This is a genomic window from Caballeronia sp. (genome assembly GCF_049581465.1).
Taxonomy (GTDB): Bacteria; Pseudomonadota; Gammaproteobacteria; order Burkholderiales; family Burkholderiaceae; genus Caballeronia.
This window is the reverse complement of the sequence record NZ_JBAUSA010000961.1, coordinates 1-18,788: the sequence shown is the minus strand read 5'-3', so window position 1 is coordinate 18,788 and position 18,788 is coordinate 1. Positions and strand designations below refer to the sequence as shown.

Sequence of the window (18,788 nt, the reverse complement as noted above, 5' to 3'; positions counted from 1 at the left end):
CCACGCAGATTGCCGATGCCCGTCTCCATCGTCTGCTGCAGGGAGATATAGCGCTGACGAAACACCGCGTAGTCGACCGCTGTATCCGTGGGGGCGTCATGCGGGGGGATCGGCGCTGGCCCGAGCCGCTTGGCGGCGACAAACGTGGAATCCCCGACGATGGTTTTCACCAACGAACTGCGCACGCGGGTGCACTCGTTCTCCTCCGCGTGACCATGGGTTCGCGCGTGGGAGGGTACGGCAGGCGGATTGCCGCTTAGCGCCGTGGACAGGTCGATAGCGTCTGTCCAGTGAAGCCATAGGCTCAGCCGGTCCGAGAGCGATTGGCCAGATTCGGTAACATCGACCTCGGTCAGGCGAGCAAGTAAGCGAATGAGCGTCGGGCCGCTGAAAGCTGTGCGCTGTGGGGCTTGCACCATACCACCAGAGTCGTCGAAAAATCCGCTAGTTTACACGTCAACGGGATGGCCGCCGCCGCGTCTTGATTCTTAAGGCGGGGGAGCGCGAAATTTCAGGTGCCTGATAGTTCAACGGCTACTTTCTTTCGGCCATTTCGGAAACGGCCACACGGCCGCGGGCGGGGCTGGCTCGGTCGGCCGCGCAATCACTTTTTTGCTGCACCCGCACGACGTCCTCAGACCGCTCCTGACGTAGCTAGACGCGATAGTTTTCCCCGCTCCGCAGTCGCACTGGAAAAACCAGCGCGCGCCGTTCTTGCCGTGATTCACGTAATGCGACGCAGTAAGCAGGCCAAAGCGATCGCCAGCAGCGATGCCGATCTGGCGCAAGCAGCCGCACGATAGCGTCTTGCGGTACTTCACGCTTTGGACATCGAGAACCTTTTCAGTGCCGCACGCGCACTTGAATTGCCAGCGAGAACCATCCACGCGGGCTATAGCGGTGAGCCTGCCAAACGTCCGGCCGGTGATATCAATTGCCATGTCGATTCAGATGAGCGTCTTTGTCAGCGCATTATAGGGGGGTAGTGATATCCAACGCACCGAAGGGTAACGAGTCAAACAGGATTTCACCGATGAGCAACGCTGAGCTTCTCAACCTCGCGCATTTGCGCGCGTTCAATCTGGTCGCCGATACCGGGAGCGCCACGCGTGCCGCTGCGACGCTTCATCGAGCGCAATCTGCCGTGACCCGTTCCGTTCAGGAACTCGAATCGGCGCTTGGGGAGCGGCTGTTCGAGCGCAAGCTATCGGGTATGTTGATCACGGCAACGGGCAGCGCTGTCCTGCAGCGTTGCCGACGGATCCTCTCAGAGCTCGAAGAGTTAGCGCAATGGAGAGCGGCACAGCAGACACGCCGTCGCGTGGCTTCCGAGGGTGCGTTAAGGGCCTATCTTCTCAACACGCGACGCCTGCAGATATTCGTCTCGCTGGCACGGCACCGCCACATGCCGACCGCTGCGAAGGCCTTCGGAATAAGTCAGCCGGCGGTGAGCAGCGCCATTCGCGTGCTTGAAAGCGGCTCGGGTCTGCTGCTCTTTCATCGCAGCCCGCGCGGCATCATGCTAACCACGGAAGGTGAAACGTTCCTGCTGCATGTGCGCCGGGCATTGAATGAACTGCGCCATATCCCGGACGATATCGCCGCCTTCCACGGCAATATCCAGGGTGCGGTGACCGTCGGCGCATTGCCGCTCGGCAGGACGTTGATCCTGCCGCAGGCAATTGCTAAGTTAAGCGAACGACACCCGGGAGTGCGCATCGTCACCGACGAGAGTCCCTATGAGACCCTGGTCTCCGGCGTGCGGGCGGGCGACATCGATTTTATCCTCGGTGCGTTGCGGCCCGACGACCTGGCAAGCGGCCTGCGTAACGAGCGCCTGATGTGCGAGGACATGGTTGTGCTGGCGCGCCGCGATCATCCGCTAGCCCGTAAGCACGACTTGACCATGAGCGATTTGCGCGATGCTCAATGGATACTGCCACGCAGTCATGCGCCGTCTCGCGGGCTTTTCGAATCCCAGTTCCGGCGCGTGAAATTGAAGCCACCGATGCCCACAGTCGAGACCGCAGACCTTGCAGTGATACGCGGGTTGCTATTGAAAACGGACATGCTGGCCGCCTTGTCTGCGCAGCAGTTGTATTACGAAATTGAATCCGGTGCGCTAACCGTTCTCGATATCGAATTGCACAACACGACGCGCGACATCGGCTTGATCGTTCGCGCCGAGGGCACGCCCTCGCCTGCAGCCCGTGCGCTGATCGATGCGATTCGCCTCTCCATGGCCGACGTAGCGCGGGCCACCGGCAACGCAGGCGGTCTGGTCCGAAAGGGCGTCGCGCATACAACAAGTACGACTTGAACAGTCCCCATTCGCGCTGGCTCGAATAACTCGATAAACGCCGCCCGCGATTTGCGACTTTACTTTTCCCACCATGCGATTTAGTTATCGGTGGTTTATGCGGAAATTTTCAAGAATGCTTGCTTGGGGGAATGCGGAATCTCGCTAGATCCTTTAATGGCAGGCTATCGCGAGGGTCTAGCAGGCTCGCGACCTGACTCCCAGACACCGCAAATTCGACCATTCTTGCCATTTCATCTGGTTAACCCCGCCTTTTTCTGTCATCGCGATTTAACTACCTTGGGTCTGAACAGGCGATCGCTTCACAGCCACCGGTCTTGATTAGCCGGGGACCGAGTAAGGACGTTCGGGCCGCGACGCGACGGTATGAATGTGTTTTTTCAGGGATAGAGAAATGGCAAGGATAATCGGAGGCATAGCCGCCTCGCACACGCCCACTATCGGTTTTGCTTTCGATAAAAACAAGCGCGACGATCCCGTCTGGGCACCGATCTTCGAAAACTTCGCACCATTAGCCGATTGGCTCGCGGACAAACGTCCTGACGTAGTCCTGATCATCTATAACGATCACGTCACGTCATTCTTCTTCGACCACTATTCGGCGTTCACGCTAGGTGTCGGGCCGGAGTGGCAAGTGGCCGACGAAGGCGGGGGTGCGCGAGATCTGCCGCCGATCAAAGGGCATCCGGCGTTGGCCGCGCACATCGGGACGTCGCTCATGACGGACGAGTTCGACATGTCTTTCTTCCAGAACAAGGCACTCGATCACGGATGCTTCTCGCCTTTGTCGATGCTCTGCCCGCACAAGCCCGAATGGCCGATGAAACTGGTGCCGTTGCAGATGGGCGTGCTGCAACTTCCGGTGCCCAGTGCGCGCCGCTTCTACAAGCTTGGGCAGGCCCTCAGGCGCGCGATCGAAAGCTATCCGGAGGACTTGAAGGTTGCGATCCTGGCGACAGGCGGCCTGTCCCATCAGGTGCACGGAGAACGTGCCGGATTCAATAACACCGAATGGGACCATCGGTTCCTCGATCTCTTCGAGCAGGATCCCGAGCAGCTCGCCGACATGACCATCGCGGAATATGTCGAGCTGGGAGGGTTTGAAGGCTCGGAGGTCGTGATGTGGCTCACCATGCGTGGCGCGCTGCCGGCCAACGTCGTGTGCAAGCATCGCAGCTACTACCTGCCGTCGATGGCGGGCATCGCGACCGCTGTCTACGAAGCCGCGAAGGAGGGCGACACGAAGCCTTCCATCGTCGAGCGGCATCGCGAACGGATGGCGGAGCAATTGGCCGGCGTCGAGAAGATCGAGGGTACCTATCCGTTCACGATCGAAGCGGCAGTGAGAGCTTTCCGGATCAACGACTACCTGCATCGGATGGTGGGACCTGCGCATCGTGAAGCCTTTGTGGCCGATCCCGAAGCAAGTTTCGCGGCGGCGGGATTGACCGACGAGGAGCGCGACCTCATCCGCCGGCGCGACTGGCGTGGGCTGCTGCACTACGGGGTCATCTTTTTCATGCTCGAGAAGCTGGGCGCCGTGACGGGTGTGTCGAACCTGCACATTTACGCCGCCATGCGCGGGCAATCGCTGGAGGAATTCCAGCGCACTCGCAATGCACCGGGTGCGTTGTATTCGGTCGCGGGCAAGTCGGCCGGAAAACTCGACTGGGACAGTGCGGAGAAAGGAAAGAACTAATCGGCGGATCGACAACCGCAGTTTTTTCATGAGCGATGACGACCACGATCACGCCATGCACCGCATCAAGGAGACAGGAGACATTCGATGACAAGCGGAAAAACGATTGATATCAAGGCTTTTATTGACGAGCGACCTATCGCGCCGTACCAGTGGCTACTGGTGGCGCTGTGTTTTCTCATTGTGACCGCCGATGGCATGGACGTGGCCATCATGGGTTTTGTGGCGCCCTCGATCATCCATGACTTTGCGATCTCGCGGCCCGCATTCGGCCTGGTGATGAGCGCGGCGCCGCTGGGACTCGTGATCGGCGCGCTGGTGGCAGGACCGGCTTCCGACCGTGTCGGGCGCAGGTGGGTGCTGATTACGTCGGTCTTTCTCTTCGGCATGTTCACGATCGCTACGGCGTTTGCGCAATCGCCCACGTCGATGGCCGTGCTGCGGTTGCTGACCGGAATCGGACTCGGCGCCGCGATGCCCAACACGACGACGCTGCTGTCGGAGTACGCGCCTCAGCGCAAGCGCTCGTTGATGATCACCATCATGTTCTGCGGCTTTAACCTCGGCTCGGCAATGATCGGCTTTGCCGCGGGCTGGCTGATTCCGGTCCATGGCTGGCGCTCGGTGTTGATCTTCGGCGGCTCCCTGCCGTTGGCCTTGATTGTGCTGCAAGTGTGGTTGTTGCCCGAGTCGGCCCGGCTGCTGGCGGTGCGAGGTGCACCGGCTGCGCGTATCGGCGCGGTGCTTGGGCGGGTGTGCGGTGTGCGTTTTTCCGGTAACGAGGTTTTCGTCTCCAATGAACCGCCGCTGCCTACGCGCAAACCGATCGGCGTGTTGTTCTCGCACGGCTATGGCTTTATGACCGCAGCGCTTTGGCTTACCTATTTCATGGGCCTGCTGGTCATCTACCTGTTGACCGGCTGGCTGCCTACGCTGATGAAGGATTCCGGACTGACGGTCACCAGCGCCGCCAACATAACGGCCATGTTCCAGGTCGGTGGAACGATTGGCGCAATCGGTGTCGGCTGGTTGATGGACAAGGTCCGGCCGGCGCCCGTGATCAGCGCCGCGTATCTCGGCGGTGCACTGTGCGTGCTTGCGCTGGGCTGGATAGGCGCGTTGTCGTCGTCGCTGACCTTGCTGGTATTCGCCGCTGGTTTCTGCATGAGCGGCGCACAGACGGGCCTGAACGCGTTCGCGCCGAGCCGATACCCCACTGTTGCACGCGCCACCGGCGTGAGCTGGATGCTCGGCATGGGCCGGTTTGGCAGCATCTTCGGTTCGGCGATAGGCGGAGCGCTGCTCGGGCTCGGCTGGCAGTTCGGCGGGATCCTCGCGATGCTGGCTATTCCCGCCACGCTGGCTGGGCTCGCAGTCCTGCTTGCCCAGCGTGTGCAGGCCCGCGAGGCGACTCCGGAGCCGAGTACTGCCCATTAAGGACATCGGCGCGCAGGGTAATCATCACATCGCGTGCCGATACTCGATTGAGTTGTGAGGAACGACCATGATCATTGACATCCACGGCCACTACACCACCGCGCCAAAGGCGCTGGAGGCATGGCGCAACTGCCAGATTGCGGGCATCAACAGTCCGTCCGAGATGCCTAAGGCATCCGAACTAAAGATCAGCGATGACGAGCTACGCGAGTCGATCGAAAGTAACCAGCTCCGGCTAATGCGCGAGCGTGGTCTGGACCTGACGATCTTCAGCCCGCGTGCCAGCTTCATGGCGCATCACATTGGCGATTTCCAGATATCCAGCACCTGGGCGGCGATCTGCAATGAGCTGTGTTATCGCGTGAGCGAGCTTTTCCCGGATCACTTCATTCCGGCCGCGATGTTGCCGCAAAGCCCCGGCGTGGACATTGCCACCTGCATTCCCGAGCTCGTCAAGTGCGTGCAGGAGTACGGCAACGTGGCGATTAATTTAAACCCGGATCCATCGGGCGGACACTGGACCAGCCCGCCGCTGTCGGATCCCTATTGGTACCCGATCTACGAGAAGATGATCGAGTACGACGTCCCCGCGATGATCCATGTGAGCACGAGTTGCAATGCGTGCTTCCACACCACGGGCGCGCACTACCTGAACGCTGACACGACCGCTTTCATGCAGTGCCTGACATCGGACCTGTTCCGCGAGTTTCCGACGCTGCGCTTCGTGATTCCACACGGTGGGGGTGCCGTGCCGTACCACTGGGGCCGCTTTCGCGGGCTTGCCCAGGAACTGAAGAAGCCGCTGCTTAAGGACCATCTGCTCAACAACGTCTTCTTCGATACCTGCGTCTATCACCAGAAGGGCATCGACTTGCTCACAGGCGTGATTCCGGTGGACAACATCCTGTTTGCCAGCGAGATGATTGGAGCCGTGCGCGGTATCGATCCTGAGACGGGGCACTATTTCGACGATACGAAGCGCTACATCGAGGCCGCTCATATCGATGCAGATGAGCGGTACAAAATATTCGAAGGCAATGCACGACGTGTCTATCCGCGGCTCGATGCAGCGCTGAACGCTAAGGGAAACTGATCATGTATGAACTGGGAGTGGTGTACCGCAACGTGCAGCGGGCGGGCAAGGAAGTGGCCGCGAAGCTCGGTGTGCTCGGGGCAGCGACGGTGCACGAGGCAATGGGCCGCACGGGCTTGCTAAAGCCCTACATGCGCCCGATCTATGCGGGCGCGAAGGTGGGGGGCACGGCCGTCACGGTCCTGCTGCAGCCGGGCGACAACTGGATGCTGCATGTCGCGGCCGAGCAGATCCAGCCGGGCGACATCGTCATTGCAGCGGTGACGGCGGACTGCACGGATGGCTATTTCGGCGACCTCCTGGCAACGAGCTTTCAGGCGCGCGGGGCTTTGGGGCTTGTCATCGATGCAGGCGTGCGCGACGTAAGCGTGCTGACCGAGATAAAATTTCCGGTATGGAGCAAGGCGATCTCCGCCAAGGGGACCATCAAGGCCACGCTCGGTTCGGTCAACATTCCCGTGGTGTGCGCCGGGGCGCTGGCGAATCCGGGCGATGTGGTTGTGGGGGATGACGACGGCGTGGTCGTGGTGCCTTCGGCCTGGGCTCAGAAGGTCCTCGACAAGGCACTCGCACGAGAAGCCAACGAAGGTCAGAAGCGCGCGAAGCTGGCATCGGGCGTTCTCGGCCTGGACATGTACAGCATGCGCGAACCGTTGAAACAGGCAGGACTACGATATATCGATTGAAAGAGGGCGGAAAATATGGCCATTTGTCAGACCATGAACGAGCCGATCACCGGCATTTCCTCGATGGCGACCCGAAGCGTGCTGGCCGAGCTGGCCGGCAATTATGAGCGAACGTCGGGGCAGCGGGTGGTGATCGAGTCAGTCGGAGGGGTTACGGCTGCCCAGCGCATTCAGGACGGGGAGTCATTCGATATGGTGGTGCTTGCTGCCGACGCGATCGAGCGATTGACCGCAGCCGGCCGTGTTCAACCGGGCAGTCGAGTCGATCTGGCTCGTTCGGGCATAGCGTTGGCGGTGGCAACCGGGGCGCCGCGACCTGAGATCGGCGACGAGGTGTCAGTACGGAACGCGATTCTGGCCGCGTGCAGTATCGGCTATTCGACCGGGCCCAGCGGTTCGCACCTGACGCGCTTGTTCGCGCGATGGGGTATTGCCGAGACGATCGCGCCGCGCATCGTGCAGGCACCGCCCGGCATTCCCGTGGGTACGCTGGTCGCGCGCGGGGAGGTCGAGCTCGGCTTCCAGCAGTTGAGCGAACTGATACATCTGCCGGGCATCGATGTCATCGGCTCACTGCCGCCTGATATCCAGCTCATCACCGTGTTCTCGGCTGCCCTATGCACCGCATCGGGGCAGAAAGAAGCCGCGAAGGCGCTGCTTTCCTTTCTGGCGTCACCACAAGCGGCTTCGGTGAAGCTTGCTCATGGCATGGAGCCCGCCTGAGGTAGACCGGGCCGCCTAGCATCGACGCCAAGTGAGCCGCGGTGTTCAGCGACTACATAATAGGACTACGAACATATAGAGCCGATCATGGCGCCGCGCCGTCCCCATGGCTCTTGTGCTGCGCCGCCATCCGTGCCTGCTGAGCGGGGGGCGCGGGGTCGTAGTGGCTCAACTGGATGCTGTAGTTGCCATGGCCGCCGGCGATAGCGTTCAGGCGCGACTGATAGTCGTTGAGCTCGGACAGTGGCACCTGTCCCGCGACGACGACCACGGCGTCGCCTGCGACCGTTCGTGTGCCATGGACCTGCCCGCGCTTGGCGGAGAGGTCGCCGATGATGTCGCCCATTGCGGCTTCCGGCGTCGTCACCTCGATGTTCACGATGGGCTCAAGCAGGATCGGCTGGGCTTTCATCACGGCGTCGATGAACGCTTTGCGCCCGGCGGAGACGAATGCCACTTCCTTCGAGTCGACTGAATGGCTCTTGCCATCGAAGACGGTGACTCTCACGTCCTGCATCGGGAAGCCGGCGAGCGGCCCGTTCGCGATGACCTGCAGGATGCCCTTTTCCACGGCAGGCATGAACTGACCGGGGATCGCGCCGCCCTTGACGATGTCGACGAACTCGAAACCGGCACCTCGCGGCAGTGGCTCCACGCGCAGCATCACTTCGCCGAATTGCCCGGCGCCGCCGGTTTGCTTCTTGTGGCGACAATGCCCCTCTGCCTTGGCACCGATGGTTTCCCGATAGGCGATCTTCGGTGGCCGCGTCACGACCTCGAGCTTGTACTGCTCGGACAGTCGCTCCAGCATGTGGCGCAGGTGCAATTCGCCCAGGCCTCGCACGACCGTCTCGTTGGTGCCGACCGGGTGTTCGATGCGCAGGCACGGGTCCTCCGCACCCAACTTTTGCAGGATCTCCCAGAGGCGCTGCTCGTTGCCCCGGCGTGCCGGCTCGATCGCCAGACCATAGATCGGCGTGGGGAAGTCGAGCGGAGTCAGGTGGATGTTGCCATCCTCGGGGGCGTCATGCAGCACGGCATCGAAACCGATCTCGTCGACCTTGGCTGTGGCGCAGATATCGCCTGGACCGGCTTGGCTGACGTCCGTGTGCTCCTTGCCCTGCAGCAGCATCAGATGGGCGACCCTGAACGGCTGGCGTGCGTCCCCGATATAGAGCTGGCTATCGCGCCTGATCGTGCCCTGATGGATGCGAAACACGGCCATCTTGCCGATGTACGGGTCCATCACGATCTTGAAGGCGTGGGCCAGCACATGCTTGTCGGCGACCGGTTCGGCGTGCACGATTTCCCGGCGGCCGCCGGCATCGCGGTAGAAAAGCGGCGGGTTGCCTTCCATGGGGTTCGGCAGGAGCCGGACGAACGCGTCGAGCAATTCAGCGATGCCGGCGCCGTTGGCCGCCGACGTGAAGCAGATCGGCACCAGATGACCTTCACGCAGCGCCCGCTCAAAGGGCTCGTGCAACTGCTCCGGGCTGATGGCCTCGCCTTGCTCCAGGTACAGCTCCATCAAGTCGGGGTCGATCTCGACCACTTGATCGACCAGCGCATCGTGCATAGCCGCCACAGACAGGAAATCGGCGTCGCCAGCGGGGTTAAAGAAGCAATCCACCACCTGTCGGCCGCGCTGCGCCGGCAGGTTGATCGGCAGGCACCCCTTTCCGAAGGTCTCCTGAATCTGCGTCAAAAGCCTGGGAAGCTCGACCTTTTCGCCATCGATACCGTTCACGATGATCATTCTGCAGAGCTTGCGCTCGGCCGCCCACGCCATCATGCGCCGGGTGGTCATTTCGATGCCGGTCTGCGCATTGATGACGACGGCGGCAGTTTCCACAGCGGGCAGGGCACTGAGCGACAGCCCGGAGAAATCCGGATAGCCGGGCGTATCCAGCAGATAGATGCGGGTATCCCGGTAGTGCAGGTGGGCGACGGCGGAACTCAGCGAGTGCTGATATTTGCGCTCGAGCGGGTCGAAATCGCAAACCGTGGTACCGCGCTCCACGCTGCCGGGCGCGTGGAGCGCGCCGCCCCGGTGCAGCAGCGCTTCGATAAGCGAGGTCTTGCCGCACCCGGCATGCCCGACGAGGGCGACGGTACGGATAGCATCGGGACTGTAGCGCATGGTTGCCCTCGTCCAGCAATGGATGTGCGGCCATTATTGGCGAAAATGAAACTGTGTGCCATACGGGGCAATCGTCCCCATTTATTCCCATTCGACGCCCACGCCCGCGCTGCCGTCGGCATGTTTTTCACACGCGAGCGAAAGCGACCTATCCTTTAAGGGATCGCGCCGACTAATCTCCCGTTTTCTTCCACAGCGGCAACGCTTGCGCAGTGCGGCATAAAGGGCGCTGCGCCACTCAATCTTTGCGCGAGGCAGATCATGCAACGCAGCGATACAGTCTTGAAGCAGGTGATGGCGGCCTTCGAACGCGAGTCACACCTGAAGCTCCACAATCATCCCGTTCATATGAGTTTCGACGACGATGCCTTGACCGTGGCAGGCGAGGTGCCGGATGTTGCATGCAAGAAACGCCTTCTTCAGTTGACCCGGATGCACAGCGACGGGAAGCGTCTGGTCGACCAGCTACGCATCACCGCCGATCCGCCGGTCGGTGACGGCGAGTTGCGTACACGTATCTGCGAGCGACTGGCGCAGGCGGTGGATTTCCGCAACTGCGTGATCTGCGCACGCGTCAAGGGCCAACTCGAAGTGGTGCGCGGCACCATGGACCAGGTGGGCAACGACGGCAGCGGCGTCATCCAGGTGACGGTCGAGGAAGGTGTGGTGACCTTGACGGGGCAAGTGATCAGCTTGTCTCACAGGCGCCTCGCGAGTGTGACGGCCTGGTGGGTTGGGGGTTGCCGCGACGTGGTGAACCTGCTGGAGCTGGTGCCTGCCGAAGCGGACGGCGACGATGAAATTTCCGAGGCCTTGCACCTGGTGCTCGAAACCGATCTGCGTGTGCGCGCCGAGCAGATCACCATCAATGTGGAAAACCAGAGGATCACGCTAGCAGGTTGGGTGGCGACCGAAGCTGAAAGACGACTGGCGGAACAGGACGCGTGGTGTCTGGAGGCCATCGAGGGCGTCGTCAATCACATCCAGGTGCGCGCCTGATCTGAGCGCAGGCTCGTGTAGCGCATTGCCGGGCGCCACCGCTTTTTATAAAACGGCGAGCGTGAAGGGAAATGAGTGCGCGCAAGATTCTGTCGGGCGTGGCGATGGTGATGGCCATGGCCGTCGCCGTCGCCGTGTTCGACGGAGGATGTCTGGCTGCGGATGCGGCGAGTTCGTGCTCGCAGGCGTTGTCCGAAGTCGATGTCAAGGATGGCCTCAAGGTACAGGCCGATTGTGGATTCCCCGTTGGAACCTTCAAGCGCATGACCGCCGAGGTGAACCGCGTGGTGAAGGACGCCGGACTCTCCGGTGCCCAGATGGTCTCGCTCGCGAGAGCGGCCAACGTGATACTGGGTGCCGTCAATGCACAGTCGGGCAGCATCGAGCGCGGGGCGGGTATCTCGGTTGCGAACATCGAACCGCTAATCGAGCGTCTTGCCGAGCAAATCAGGGCACGGCCCGACGCAGACCTCGTGGCCGAAGCCCGGAGATGGGCCGTACGTTACGAGGATCTATTGCGGCGATCGGCGATCGCGAGGAGTTCCGATCCTCTTGAACCGCGGATACACCAAGCGCTTGAGCGCTTCGATCTGGACGGCGCATCACCACTACTGACCAAGCTGCTTGCCGAAAACCAGGGAACCGCACAGGTGTTCGCAGTGCGCTTTTATGAGGCCGGCGAAATCGAGTTGCTGCGTTTTATGCCGCAGAACGCACTGCCGTATCTGGAAAAGGCTCACGCGTTGCAGCCGGAAGACACGGATATTGCGACTGCATTTGCCGACACGTTGCTGGAGCAACGCGAGTTTGAACGTGCGGAAACGGTTTATCGCTCGCTGCTGTCGCGCTATCACGTGCTGGCGCAGGAGAAGCCCGGAGGCTATCAACCCCAGATTGCGCGCACGCTCGACAAGCTAGGCAAGGTGTACGTCGGGCTGCAGAGGCCAAGGGAGGCGGAGGCCGCCTACCTGCGGGCGCTGGAAATCCATTGGGTACTGGCACGACAGAGCCCCGTGGCCTACGGGCCTGCGGTGGCAGAAAACCTCGACAGCCTCGGCGTCCTATATCGCGATACTCAGCGCCTGAAGGATGCAGCGGATGCGTATGGCGAAGAGCTGGACATCGATCGCGCATTGGCCTCTCGCGATCCCGCGACCTACACGTCCGATGTCGCTACGACGCTCAACGACCTCGGGATCCTGTACGGCGCGACGCAGCGTATGAGCGATGCGCTGCAGGCATACCAAGAGGCGCTGGACATCCAGCGAGCTCTCGCGAGCGGCAACCCCGCGGCCTATCGCCCAGCGCTTGCGGGTACGCTCAACAATCTCGGGAACCTCTATAGCGGAATGCAGCAGGCCCATGAAGCGGAGCATGCCTACACGCAAGCGCTAGCAATCCGGCGGCAACTTGCCCGTGAGAGTTCGGTGAATTATCGAGTGGATGTGGCGCGCACGCTGACCAATCTTGGCGCGCTCTATCGTGCTACGCAACGGCCTAAGGAGGCACAGCAGGCGTATCAGGATGCGTTGCAAATCTATCAAGCGCTTGCGCTGGAAGACCCCACGGCATACCGGCCGGACGAAGCGCGGACGCTGAACAACCAAGGTGTCCTTTTCAGTCACAGCGGGCACCCACGTGAGGCCGAAGACGCCTACCGGCACGCGCTGGAGATTTACCGGACTCTGTCGAGAGATGATCCCGCGGCCTACCGTCAGGATGAAGCACGGACACTCGGCAACCTGAGCACGCTCTTCAGCCAGAGCCAACGACCGCGGGAGGCTGAGCAGGCGAGGCGTGAAGCGGAAGGTCTTCTTGATGCAACTGGAGCGCCTTAGGGTCTAGTCGGGTGGCGGCCGCCGCTCTTGGAGCGGCCTGTGCGACCTAACTTATATTGAAGTGAACGCGAACATCCTGGTGACTTTCGATCGGATGACCCCCTTCGATTGCAGGGAAGAACCGCCACTTATGCAACGCCTCTAGCAGCAGTTGATTTAAGCGAGGGTAGGGTGTGGCCTTTACCAATTCGACATCGACCGACCCGTCTACATGAATGGAAAAACGCGCGAGCGCTTCCGTGCGGTATGCGTCCTCTCGCAAGTCATCAGGCAAATCAGGCAGGGGTTGCGATATGGCGCGAGCAGCCGATTCGCCTGCCTTGGCGGACGTCTGCGCATCTGGCTTTGATGCTGCACTGTCCGTATCGCTGGCTTGAGACGTGGCCGCCGACGGACTTACTACCGCTGGCGATGCGGCAGTGCTGCGTTGAGGCGCAGATGGCGTCTGTAGCGTCACCGCGGCAGGTTCGACTTCACGAGGTCGGACCCGTTGCGATACCGCTGGCGCAGAAGGCTTTAATTGCTTCGGTTCGACGCGCACGGGCGGCTGCGCAACGCTGCGTGGCGCCGCCGCCGAAGACTGTGCCGCAGGGACTGGTTTGGATTCGTCAGCCTGCGGCGTGGTCACCACAACCATTCGCATGTCGAGAGGCGGTTCAGGTGCGGGCGCAGGCGCGGGGGAACTCGACAGCCGGGTCAGCATCTCAGCTAGAAAAACCAACCACGCAAGCAACCCGATAAAAAACGTGGCGCCGAGCCTTACGCGGCGAACATCCAGGATCGCTTCCAGCTGGGCGATCGCTCTATTCACGATGGACTGCGATCAAAAAATGCTCGGCACCCGCCCGTCGTGCGGCAAGCATTGCCTGAACCACGACGCCGTGACTCGACGCGTCGTCGGCAGCAACGATGACATCGTGATCGGGCCTCAACTGCTCACGAATTTTCGGTTCGACCTGCTCAAGCCGCACGCTCTGTTTGTTGATAAAAATTGCGTTGGTGCGATCGACCGTCAACGTCAGCGGGGCCTCTTCGGACATTTGCTGGGCTGTACCCGACGGAAGATTGACCTTCACGGCATCGAGCCTTTGCATGGCGAGTGACGCCAGCATGAACGTCGCCAGCAGGAAGAACATGACGTCGATCATGGGGATGATCTCGATGTGCCCCCGCCTTGCCGCGCGCGACCGCTTGAACTTCATTGCGCCTCCTCCGGGGACGTTTCCTGAGCGAGTCGGATTTCACTGAGTCGCTCGGTGGCGAACGCCTCAAGATCGTCCATCGTGCGCTCAAGCCGCCGAGAAAAATAATTAAACGCGAACAGCGAGATCAGCGCAACGACAAGACCGATCGCCGTTGCCACGAGCGACTGCGCGACGCCTCCGGTCACACCGCCCGGATCAACCAGTCGCGGCCCACCGAAGAGCTGAAACGAATGCATCATGCCGACGATCGTTCCAAGTAGGCCTAGCAAGGGCGCGGCCGTCACGATGGTTTCCAGCACCCAGAGGCCGCGCGCCATATCTCGTTCGATATGCACCGCCTCCGACTGAGCCTTCGCCTCGCGAAGCCACAGCGGCATGAGTCCGGTTGATCCCAGAGCCTTAATGATGCGCCGAATAGCGTGTTGCTCGGGAAGCCTGTCGACGCTCTCTCGCGGAAATCCCGCGAAGCGAGCGAAGACATACGCACGATCCAGGGTGATCGCAATCGACAACACCGCTAGCAACGTGAGCGGGTAGACGACCCAGCCGCCCACGCGTGCGGCTGCGACAATTCCGAGCCAGTCTTGCATATGGAGTATCCAGTTATGGGGAATCAGTGGTCAGAAGTACTTCGTGATGCCTGCGTAGACCGCGCGGTACGGACCGTACTGAGGCGCATAGACGCCAATGCCGGAGCCGTCGCGCAATTCGTAAGTATTACCAAATGCATTGACCAGTACCAGACGTGCATCGACCTTGCCGATCATCGGCACGTTGAAGTGCTGGATCACCGCGAAGTTGAACTGCGCATAGAGCGGTACCTTACCCGTGTTCGCGAAGCCGCCGCGCAAGCCACTGCCGACCGTGCCATCCATGGTGAAAGTAGTTTCCCTAAGCGTATAGGACCCCCCGAACGACGCCGTTATCCGCTGGTCGTGGTCGAGAAATACCCAGTGATTGGAAATGAAGGCGAGTTCGGCCGCATCGAAGTTGAACTGTGCAGAATCGACGTCCTTGCCCTGCGCCCGGCTGAACGCGATGTTGAGATAGGCCGAGACGTTATCGTGTTTGTAGTTTCCGGTGAATTCGACGCCATAGACGTGACCGTACGCATAATTGAACGGTGTATAGATCAAGGCAGTGCCGAACTGGCCCAGATCGAGCAGGTTGTGCGCGTCCTTGTAGTACGCATCGAGCCCGATGGTCACATCGGAGCCCAGGCGCTGCGTGACCCCGATATCGTAGTAATCGTCGCGCTCCGGCTGCACAGGGCTGTTCTGCGTCACCTGGCTCTGGTTGGTCGTGTTTGTGTAGCTGTTGATGACCGAACTCGAAACCAGCTCGAAGGAAGGCGGCGTGAAGTAGCGGGAATAGCCGGCGTGGAGCGTTGTAGTCGGGGTGAGCTTGAAGACCGCACCTATGCGGGGGCTCAACTGGTTTGCCTGCACGTACTCGTCCATGCCGTCATAGCGCAGGCCGTAGTTCAACGTGAGCCTGCTGTTGATCTTCCACTCGTCCTGGACATACGCGCTGTACAGATAGCCGGTCTTGCTGCTTGAGTCAGGAATACTAAACGGCACGTCCGACGCCTGGCTGCCGTCGGGATTGGTCGCAAAGACCGAGACGTTGTCGTTGAAGTCTGCATGCTCCTGCTGCAGGAAGATCCCGGCGCGAATGGTGTGGCTGTCGTTCAGCCTGTAGGTCGTGTCCGCCTGGACGCCATTTGCCGTATCGCTATGAAAGTCCGTCGATGCAACGCCATTGAAAATCAGGTCACCGATGGGATCGGGATTGAACTGGGTCCGCGTGTAGCGTGTGAAGAGCGCCACCTGGTAATCAAGCGCCGCGCCGTTGGTGCCCTGCAGCGCGATGACCGCAAAGTTGTTCAACTCCGACTGGTTTTCGTCGAGATTCGCGGAATTGAACGTCGGCGTGCCCGCCAGCGTGAAGTTCGGGGCGAGGCCCGGCGTGTTAGGTATCTGGAACTGGTTCGCTGTCGTCCCGAACATCACGCTTACGCGTGTCAGCGGGTCGATCAGGTAAGACATGTAGCCGAAGCCGTTGCCTTGGCGTGTGTGATCGTGCAGTGGATCCGGGTCGGAGGTCGGCGCTTCGATACCCAGGTTGTTCTCGCCCAGCGCGCCACTGAAGAAATAGCTGAAGTCACCCTTGTTGCCGTAGACATCGGCGCTCGTCTGGATGGTCTGATGGCTGCCGCCGTAGACATCGATCGAGCCGCCGTTGCCGAGCTCACCCGTCTTCGTCTGGATATCGACGATACCTGCGGTGCGGTAGCCATATTCAGCAGGGAGCGCACCTGTAAGCAGGTTCACCTGCGCGATGATGCGGGTATCGAGTGACTGGCCAAAGCCGCTGATCGGCTCGGGAATCAGGATGCCATTGATGCGGTATTGCAGGTCGGCATGGTCACCCCGCACATGCAACTGACCGTACGAGTCATCGGCGACACCCGGCGCCTGCAGCAGGACCTGGTTGAGCGGCGTGTTCTCGCCTTGCGGCATGGCCTGGATGTCCGCCTGGGTGATCCGATAGATGCTGCTGCCGGTTTCAGGGAGCAGTCCGTTGCGAGCCTGATCGAGTCGTTTTGCGTTGACCTGGACATCGATTGTGTCGCTTTTGGCGAGCGCCACGGTGACTGAAGCGTTGGTGCCAGCGGTGGTCGTAGCGATGCTCGTGGCGTTTGAATATCCAGGGGCTACGACTGCAACGGCGTAGGTTCCCGGCGCGACGTTGGGGACTGAAAAGCGGCCTTGCGCGTCTGTCTTTGCTTCGCCCACTGATGCGCCGTTTGCATTCTGCAGCGCCACGTTTGCATTGCTGACGGGCTTGCCCGCGATGTCGGTCACGGTGCCCGTTATCGTTCCCGTTCCCGTCACCGAGCCGTCCGGGGCTTGAGCAAACGCGTGGCTAGCGAATGCTTGCGCAAAGAGTAAAAGGGCGACGTGAAGAATGAAGGTGCGATTTTTCATCGGTTAGTTGGGAAGGAGGTTTGTGTTCACGCGCGCAGGTGCACCCTCGTGGCCGCCGTGGCTGCGAGTCTGAGACATGTTGGAAAAGGCCTGTTGATCCGAAGAGGAGCGCACTGCAAACGGCCAGCGGCGTTGTGTCGTGGGGGTCAAGCGTCGCGAGATTGAACTGAGGAAAGGGATGTCCCGGTTCGATTCGCGAATAGTTCCGCGGGATCGGCGATCTGATCTGAATGGGCACGGTGGCGTGCAGCAAGACTCGCGCTTTTTGCGCCGGGGATCTCGGACAAACGCTTTATGCGTTCCGATGCAGCGGTCGTGCCGCGGTGTGCTGGTTTCTGTCGGGGAACGAGCGGGAAGCTCGCTGGGGTCGTCGGCCAGTGTCTTTGCAACCGAGATTTTGGGTTTCGCGTTCGGTTGGGCCACTTAGTTCTGGAGGCCTTTCGCGACTCCGCTGCTCCATTTTTTGGTCATTATTTGATCAGCATAACCAATCATACGGAAGCGTTAATGCGTCAAAAAATGATCGGGAATAGGACAAATCTGAATTGAGAAAAATTGAAATTTTTTCTTTCGTGGCCCAGTTTTTCCGTTGCAAAGGTTTCGCCATCGGCTATGGTGCTCGATTAAGAAACGTTTAGTACGACCATGCACAAGACTTCGCACAATCAGCGAAGTTCCGAGAGATGAGTGAGGGCCGAAGACGATGCGGGATGATTTCAGGAAAGCTGACGGGCAACGCTTGCCCGCCAAACTTGTCACGGGACGGCAAGCCTGTCGCTTGGATGTGGTGGGCACTCCCAGTGCCGCTGGCCTGTCCGTGGAGACGTTCAGGGCGCGTGAGGCAATTGGCGAGCCTTACCTCATTCCCATCACGCTGACTCACCCCGATGAGCTTGATCGCGCCGATTATGTCGGTCGCGACGCCACCTTCACCATCGACTATGGCGACGGCCATGCGCCGCGCAACTTCTGCGGCTACATCCTGCATTTCAGTAAGCTCAAGACGACTAACGACTTCAGCAGCTACAAGATCACCGTCGTGCCGCACATTCGCCGACTGGACGACGGACCGTCCACGCGCATCTACCAACGCAAAAGCGCACCCGAAGCCATCGAGTCGATACTGCGCGCGCGAGGCTTTCGTGGGCATGAGTTCGACTTCAGGCTGCGTCGCAAATATCCCCAGCTTGACTTTCGTATCCAGTACGGGCAGTCCGACCTCCAGTACATCCGGATGCTGATGGAAAAGAACGGCATTTATTTCTACTTCGTCGAGGGAGAGTTCGGCGACGTGATGGTGTTCGCCGACGACATCGATCACTACATTTATCAGCCGGAACTCAAGGTCCTGTACCGCGAGATGTCGGGGATGATCAGCGATGAGCTGGCGGTGTCGGAACTAAAGACGCATGCGTCCGTTGTGCCGCAATCGTTTCTGGTCGCCGATTACAACCCGGACAAGGCGTGGGAGCGATATAAGGCCGAAGCCAACATCGCCGAGAAAGACACCACGACCAGCGGGCAGCCCTACGTCTACGGCACGCATCATCTGGACCAGGAAGGCGCGCGGTGGGAGGCGCAGTTGCGCCATGAAGCGGCGATCGCGTGGCAGGTGATCTACGAAGGCAAGAGCAATATTCTGGAACTGAGGCCGGGCC

At 60.6% G+C, this 18,788-nt stretch carries 16 protein-coding genes; 9 read left to right on the top strand and 7 right to left on the bottom strand.

Going from position 1 to position 18,788, the window contains the following annotated elements; genetic code table 11:
- Together WCA53_RS23635 and WCA53_RS23630 are read right to left on the bottom strand one after the other, a co-directional pair.
- On the bottom strand, positions 1-419 hold a 419-nt coding region (locus tag WCA53_RS23635), incomplete at its 3' end, for a DUF3348 domain-containing protein (RefSeq protein WP_423916177.1).
- 108 nt (positions 420-527) lie between these two features.
- On the bottom strand, positions 528-941 hold the full coding sequence (locus WCA53_RS23630) for a hypothetical protein (RefSeq protein ID WP_423916175.1): 414 nt from the start codon (positions 939-941) through the stop codon (positions 528-530).
- Positions 942-1,033: 92 nt separating this feature from the next.
- On the opposite strand from WCA53_RS23630, the gene WCA53_RS23625 reads away from it, so the two are divergent.
- The 6 genes from WCA53_RS23625 (at position 1,034) to WCA53_RS23600 (ending at position 7,958) form a co-directional block, all read left to right on the top strand.
- Entirely contained in the window at positions 1,034-2,320 is a 1,287-nt protein-coding gene (locus WCA53_RS23625; RefSeq protein WP_423916173.1) for a LysR family transcriptional regulator, read from the top strand.
- Between the two features lie 394 nt (positions 2,321-2,714).
- Positions 2,715-4,019: a gallate dioxygenase gene (locus tag WCA53_RS23620; RefSeq protein ID WP_423916170.1), complete on the top strand. Its 1,305-nt coding sequence runs from the start codon at positions 2,715-2,717 to the stop codon at positions 4,017-4,019.
- Positions 4,020-4,106: 87 nt separating this feature from the next.
- Positions 4,107-5,456, top strand: coding sequence for an MFS transporter (locus WCA53_RS23615; RefSeq protein WP_423916168.1), 1,350 nt, complete (start codon positions 4,107-4,109; stop codon positions 5,454-5,456).
- 67 nt (positions 5,457-5,523) lie between these two features.
- Positions 5,524-6,549 (top strand): amidohydrolase family protein, encoded by a 1,026-nt coding sequence (locus tag WCA53_RS23610; RefSeq protein WP_423916166.1) that lies wholly within the window; start codon positions 5,524-5,526, stop codon positions 6,547-6,549.
- 2 nt (positions 6,550-6,551) lie between these two features.
- Positions 6,552-7,235, top strand: a complete 684-nt coding sequence (ligK, locus tag WCA53_RS23605; protein ID WP_423916164.1) for a 4-carboxy-4-hydroxy-2-oxoadipate aldolase/oxaloacetate decarboxylase — start codon at positions 6,552-6,554, stop codon at positions 7,233-7,235.
- A gap of 33 nt (positions 7,236-7,268) precedes the next feature.
- Positions 7,269-7,958, top strand: coding sequence for a substrate-binding domain-containing protein (locus tag WCA53_RS23600; RefSeq protein WP_423916162.1), 690 nt, complete (start codon positions 7,269-7,271; stop codon positions 7,956-7,958).
- An 85-nt stretch (positions 7,959-8,043) separates the two neighbouring features.
- Here the strand turns inward: WCA53_RS23600 and fusA are convergent, their stop codons facing one another.
- The gene (gene fusA / locus WCA53_RS23595) at positions 8,044-10,098 is read right to left on the bottom strand and encodes an elongation factor G (protein ID WP_423916160.1); all 2,055 of its coding nucleotides are present in this window, start codon (positions 10,096-10,098) and stop codon (positions 8,044-8,046) included.
- Between the two features lie 291 nt (positions 10,099-10,389).
- On the opposite strand from fusA, the gene WCA53_RS23590 reads away from it, so the two are divergent.
- On the top strand, positions 10,390-11,097 hold the full coding sequence (locus WCA53_RS23590; protein ID WP_423916180.1) for a BON domain-containing protein: 708 nt from the start codon (positions 10,390-10,392) through the stop codon (positions 11,095-11,097).
- A 71-nt stretch (positions 11,098-11,168) separates the two neighbouring features.
- Entirely contained in the window at positions 11,169-12,935 is a 1,767-nt protein-coding gene (locus WCA53_RS23585; protein WP_423916158.1) for a tetratricopeptide repeat protein, read from the top strand.
- A 46-nt stretch (positions 12,936-12,981) separates the two neighbouring features.
- Here the strand turns inward: WCA53_RS23585 and WCA53_RS23580 are convergent, their stop codons facing one another.
- The 4 genes from WCA53_RS23580 to WCA53_RS23565 are packed head-to-tail and all read right to left on the bottom strand — an operon-like array spanning position 12,982 to position 17,130.
- A complete protein-coding gene (locus WCA53_RS23580) occupies positions 12,982-13,746 on the bottom strand; it encodes a TonB family protein (protein WP_423916156.1) in 765 nt (254 codons plus the stop codon).
- Complete coding sequence (locus WCA53_RS23575) at positions 13,739-14,137, bottom strand: ExbD/TolR family protein (RefSeq protein ID WP_423916153.1); 399 nt, start codon at positions 14,135-14,137, stop codon at positions 13,739-13,741. The genes WCA53_RS23580 and WCA53_RS23575 overlap by 8 nt, the downstream gene beginning before the upstream one ends.
- Positions 14,134-14,730 carry a MotA/TolQ/ExbB proton channel family protein gene (locus tag WCA53_RS23570; protein ID WP_423916151.1) on the bottom strand — a complete coding sequence of 199 codons (597 nt, stop codon included), beginning with the start codon at positions 14,728-14,730 and terminating at the stop codon, positions 14,134-14,136. Before WCA53_RS23570 ends, WCA53_RS23575 begins: the two co-directional genes overlap by 4 nt.
- Positions 14,731-14,760: 30 nt before the next feature.
- Complete coding sequence (locus WCA53_RS23565) at positions 14,761-17,130, bottom strand: TonB-dependent receptor (protein WP_423916149.1); 2,370 nt, start codon at positions 17,128-17,130, stop codon at positions 14,761-14,763.
- A 787-nt stretch (positions 17,131-17,917) separates the two neighbouring features.
- Between WCA53_RS23565 and WCA53_RS23560 the strand changes: the two genes are divergently transcribed.
- A partial coding sequence (locus WCA53_RS23560; RefSeq protein WP_423916147.1) for a type VI secretion system Vgr family protein occupies positions 17,918-18,788 on the top strand: 871 nt, incomplete at its 3' end.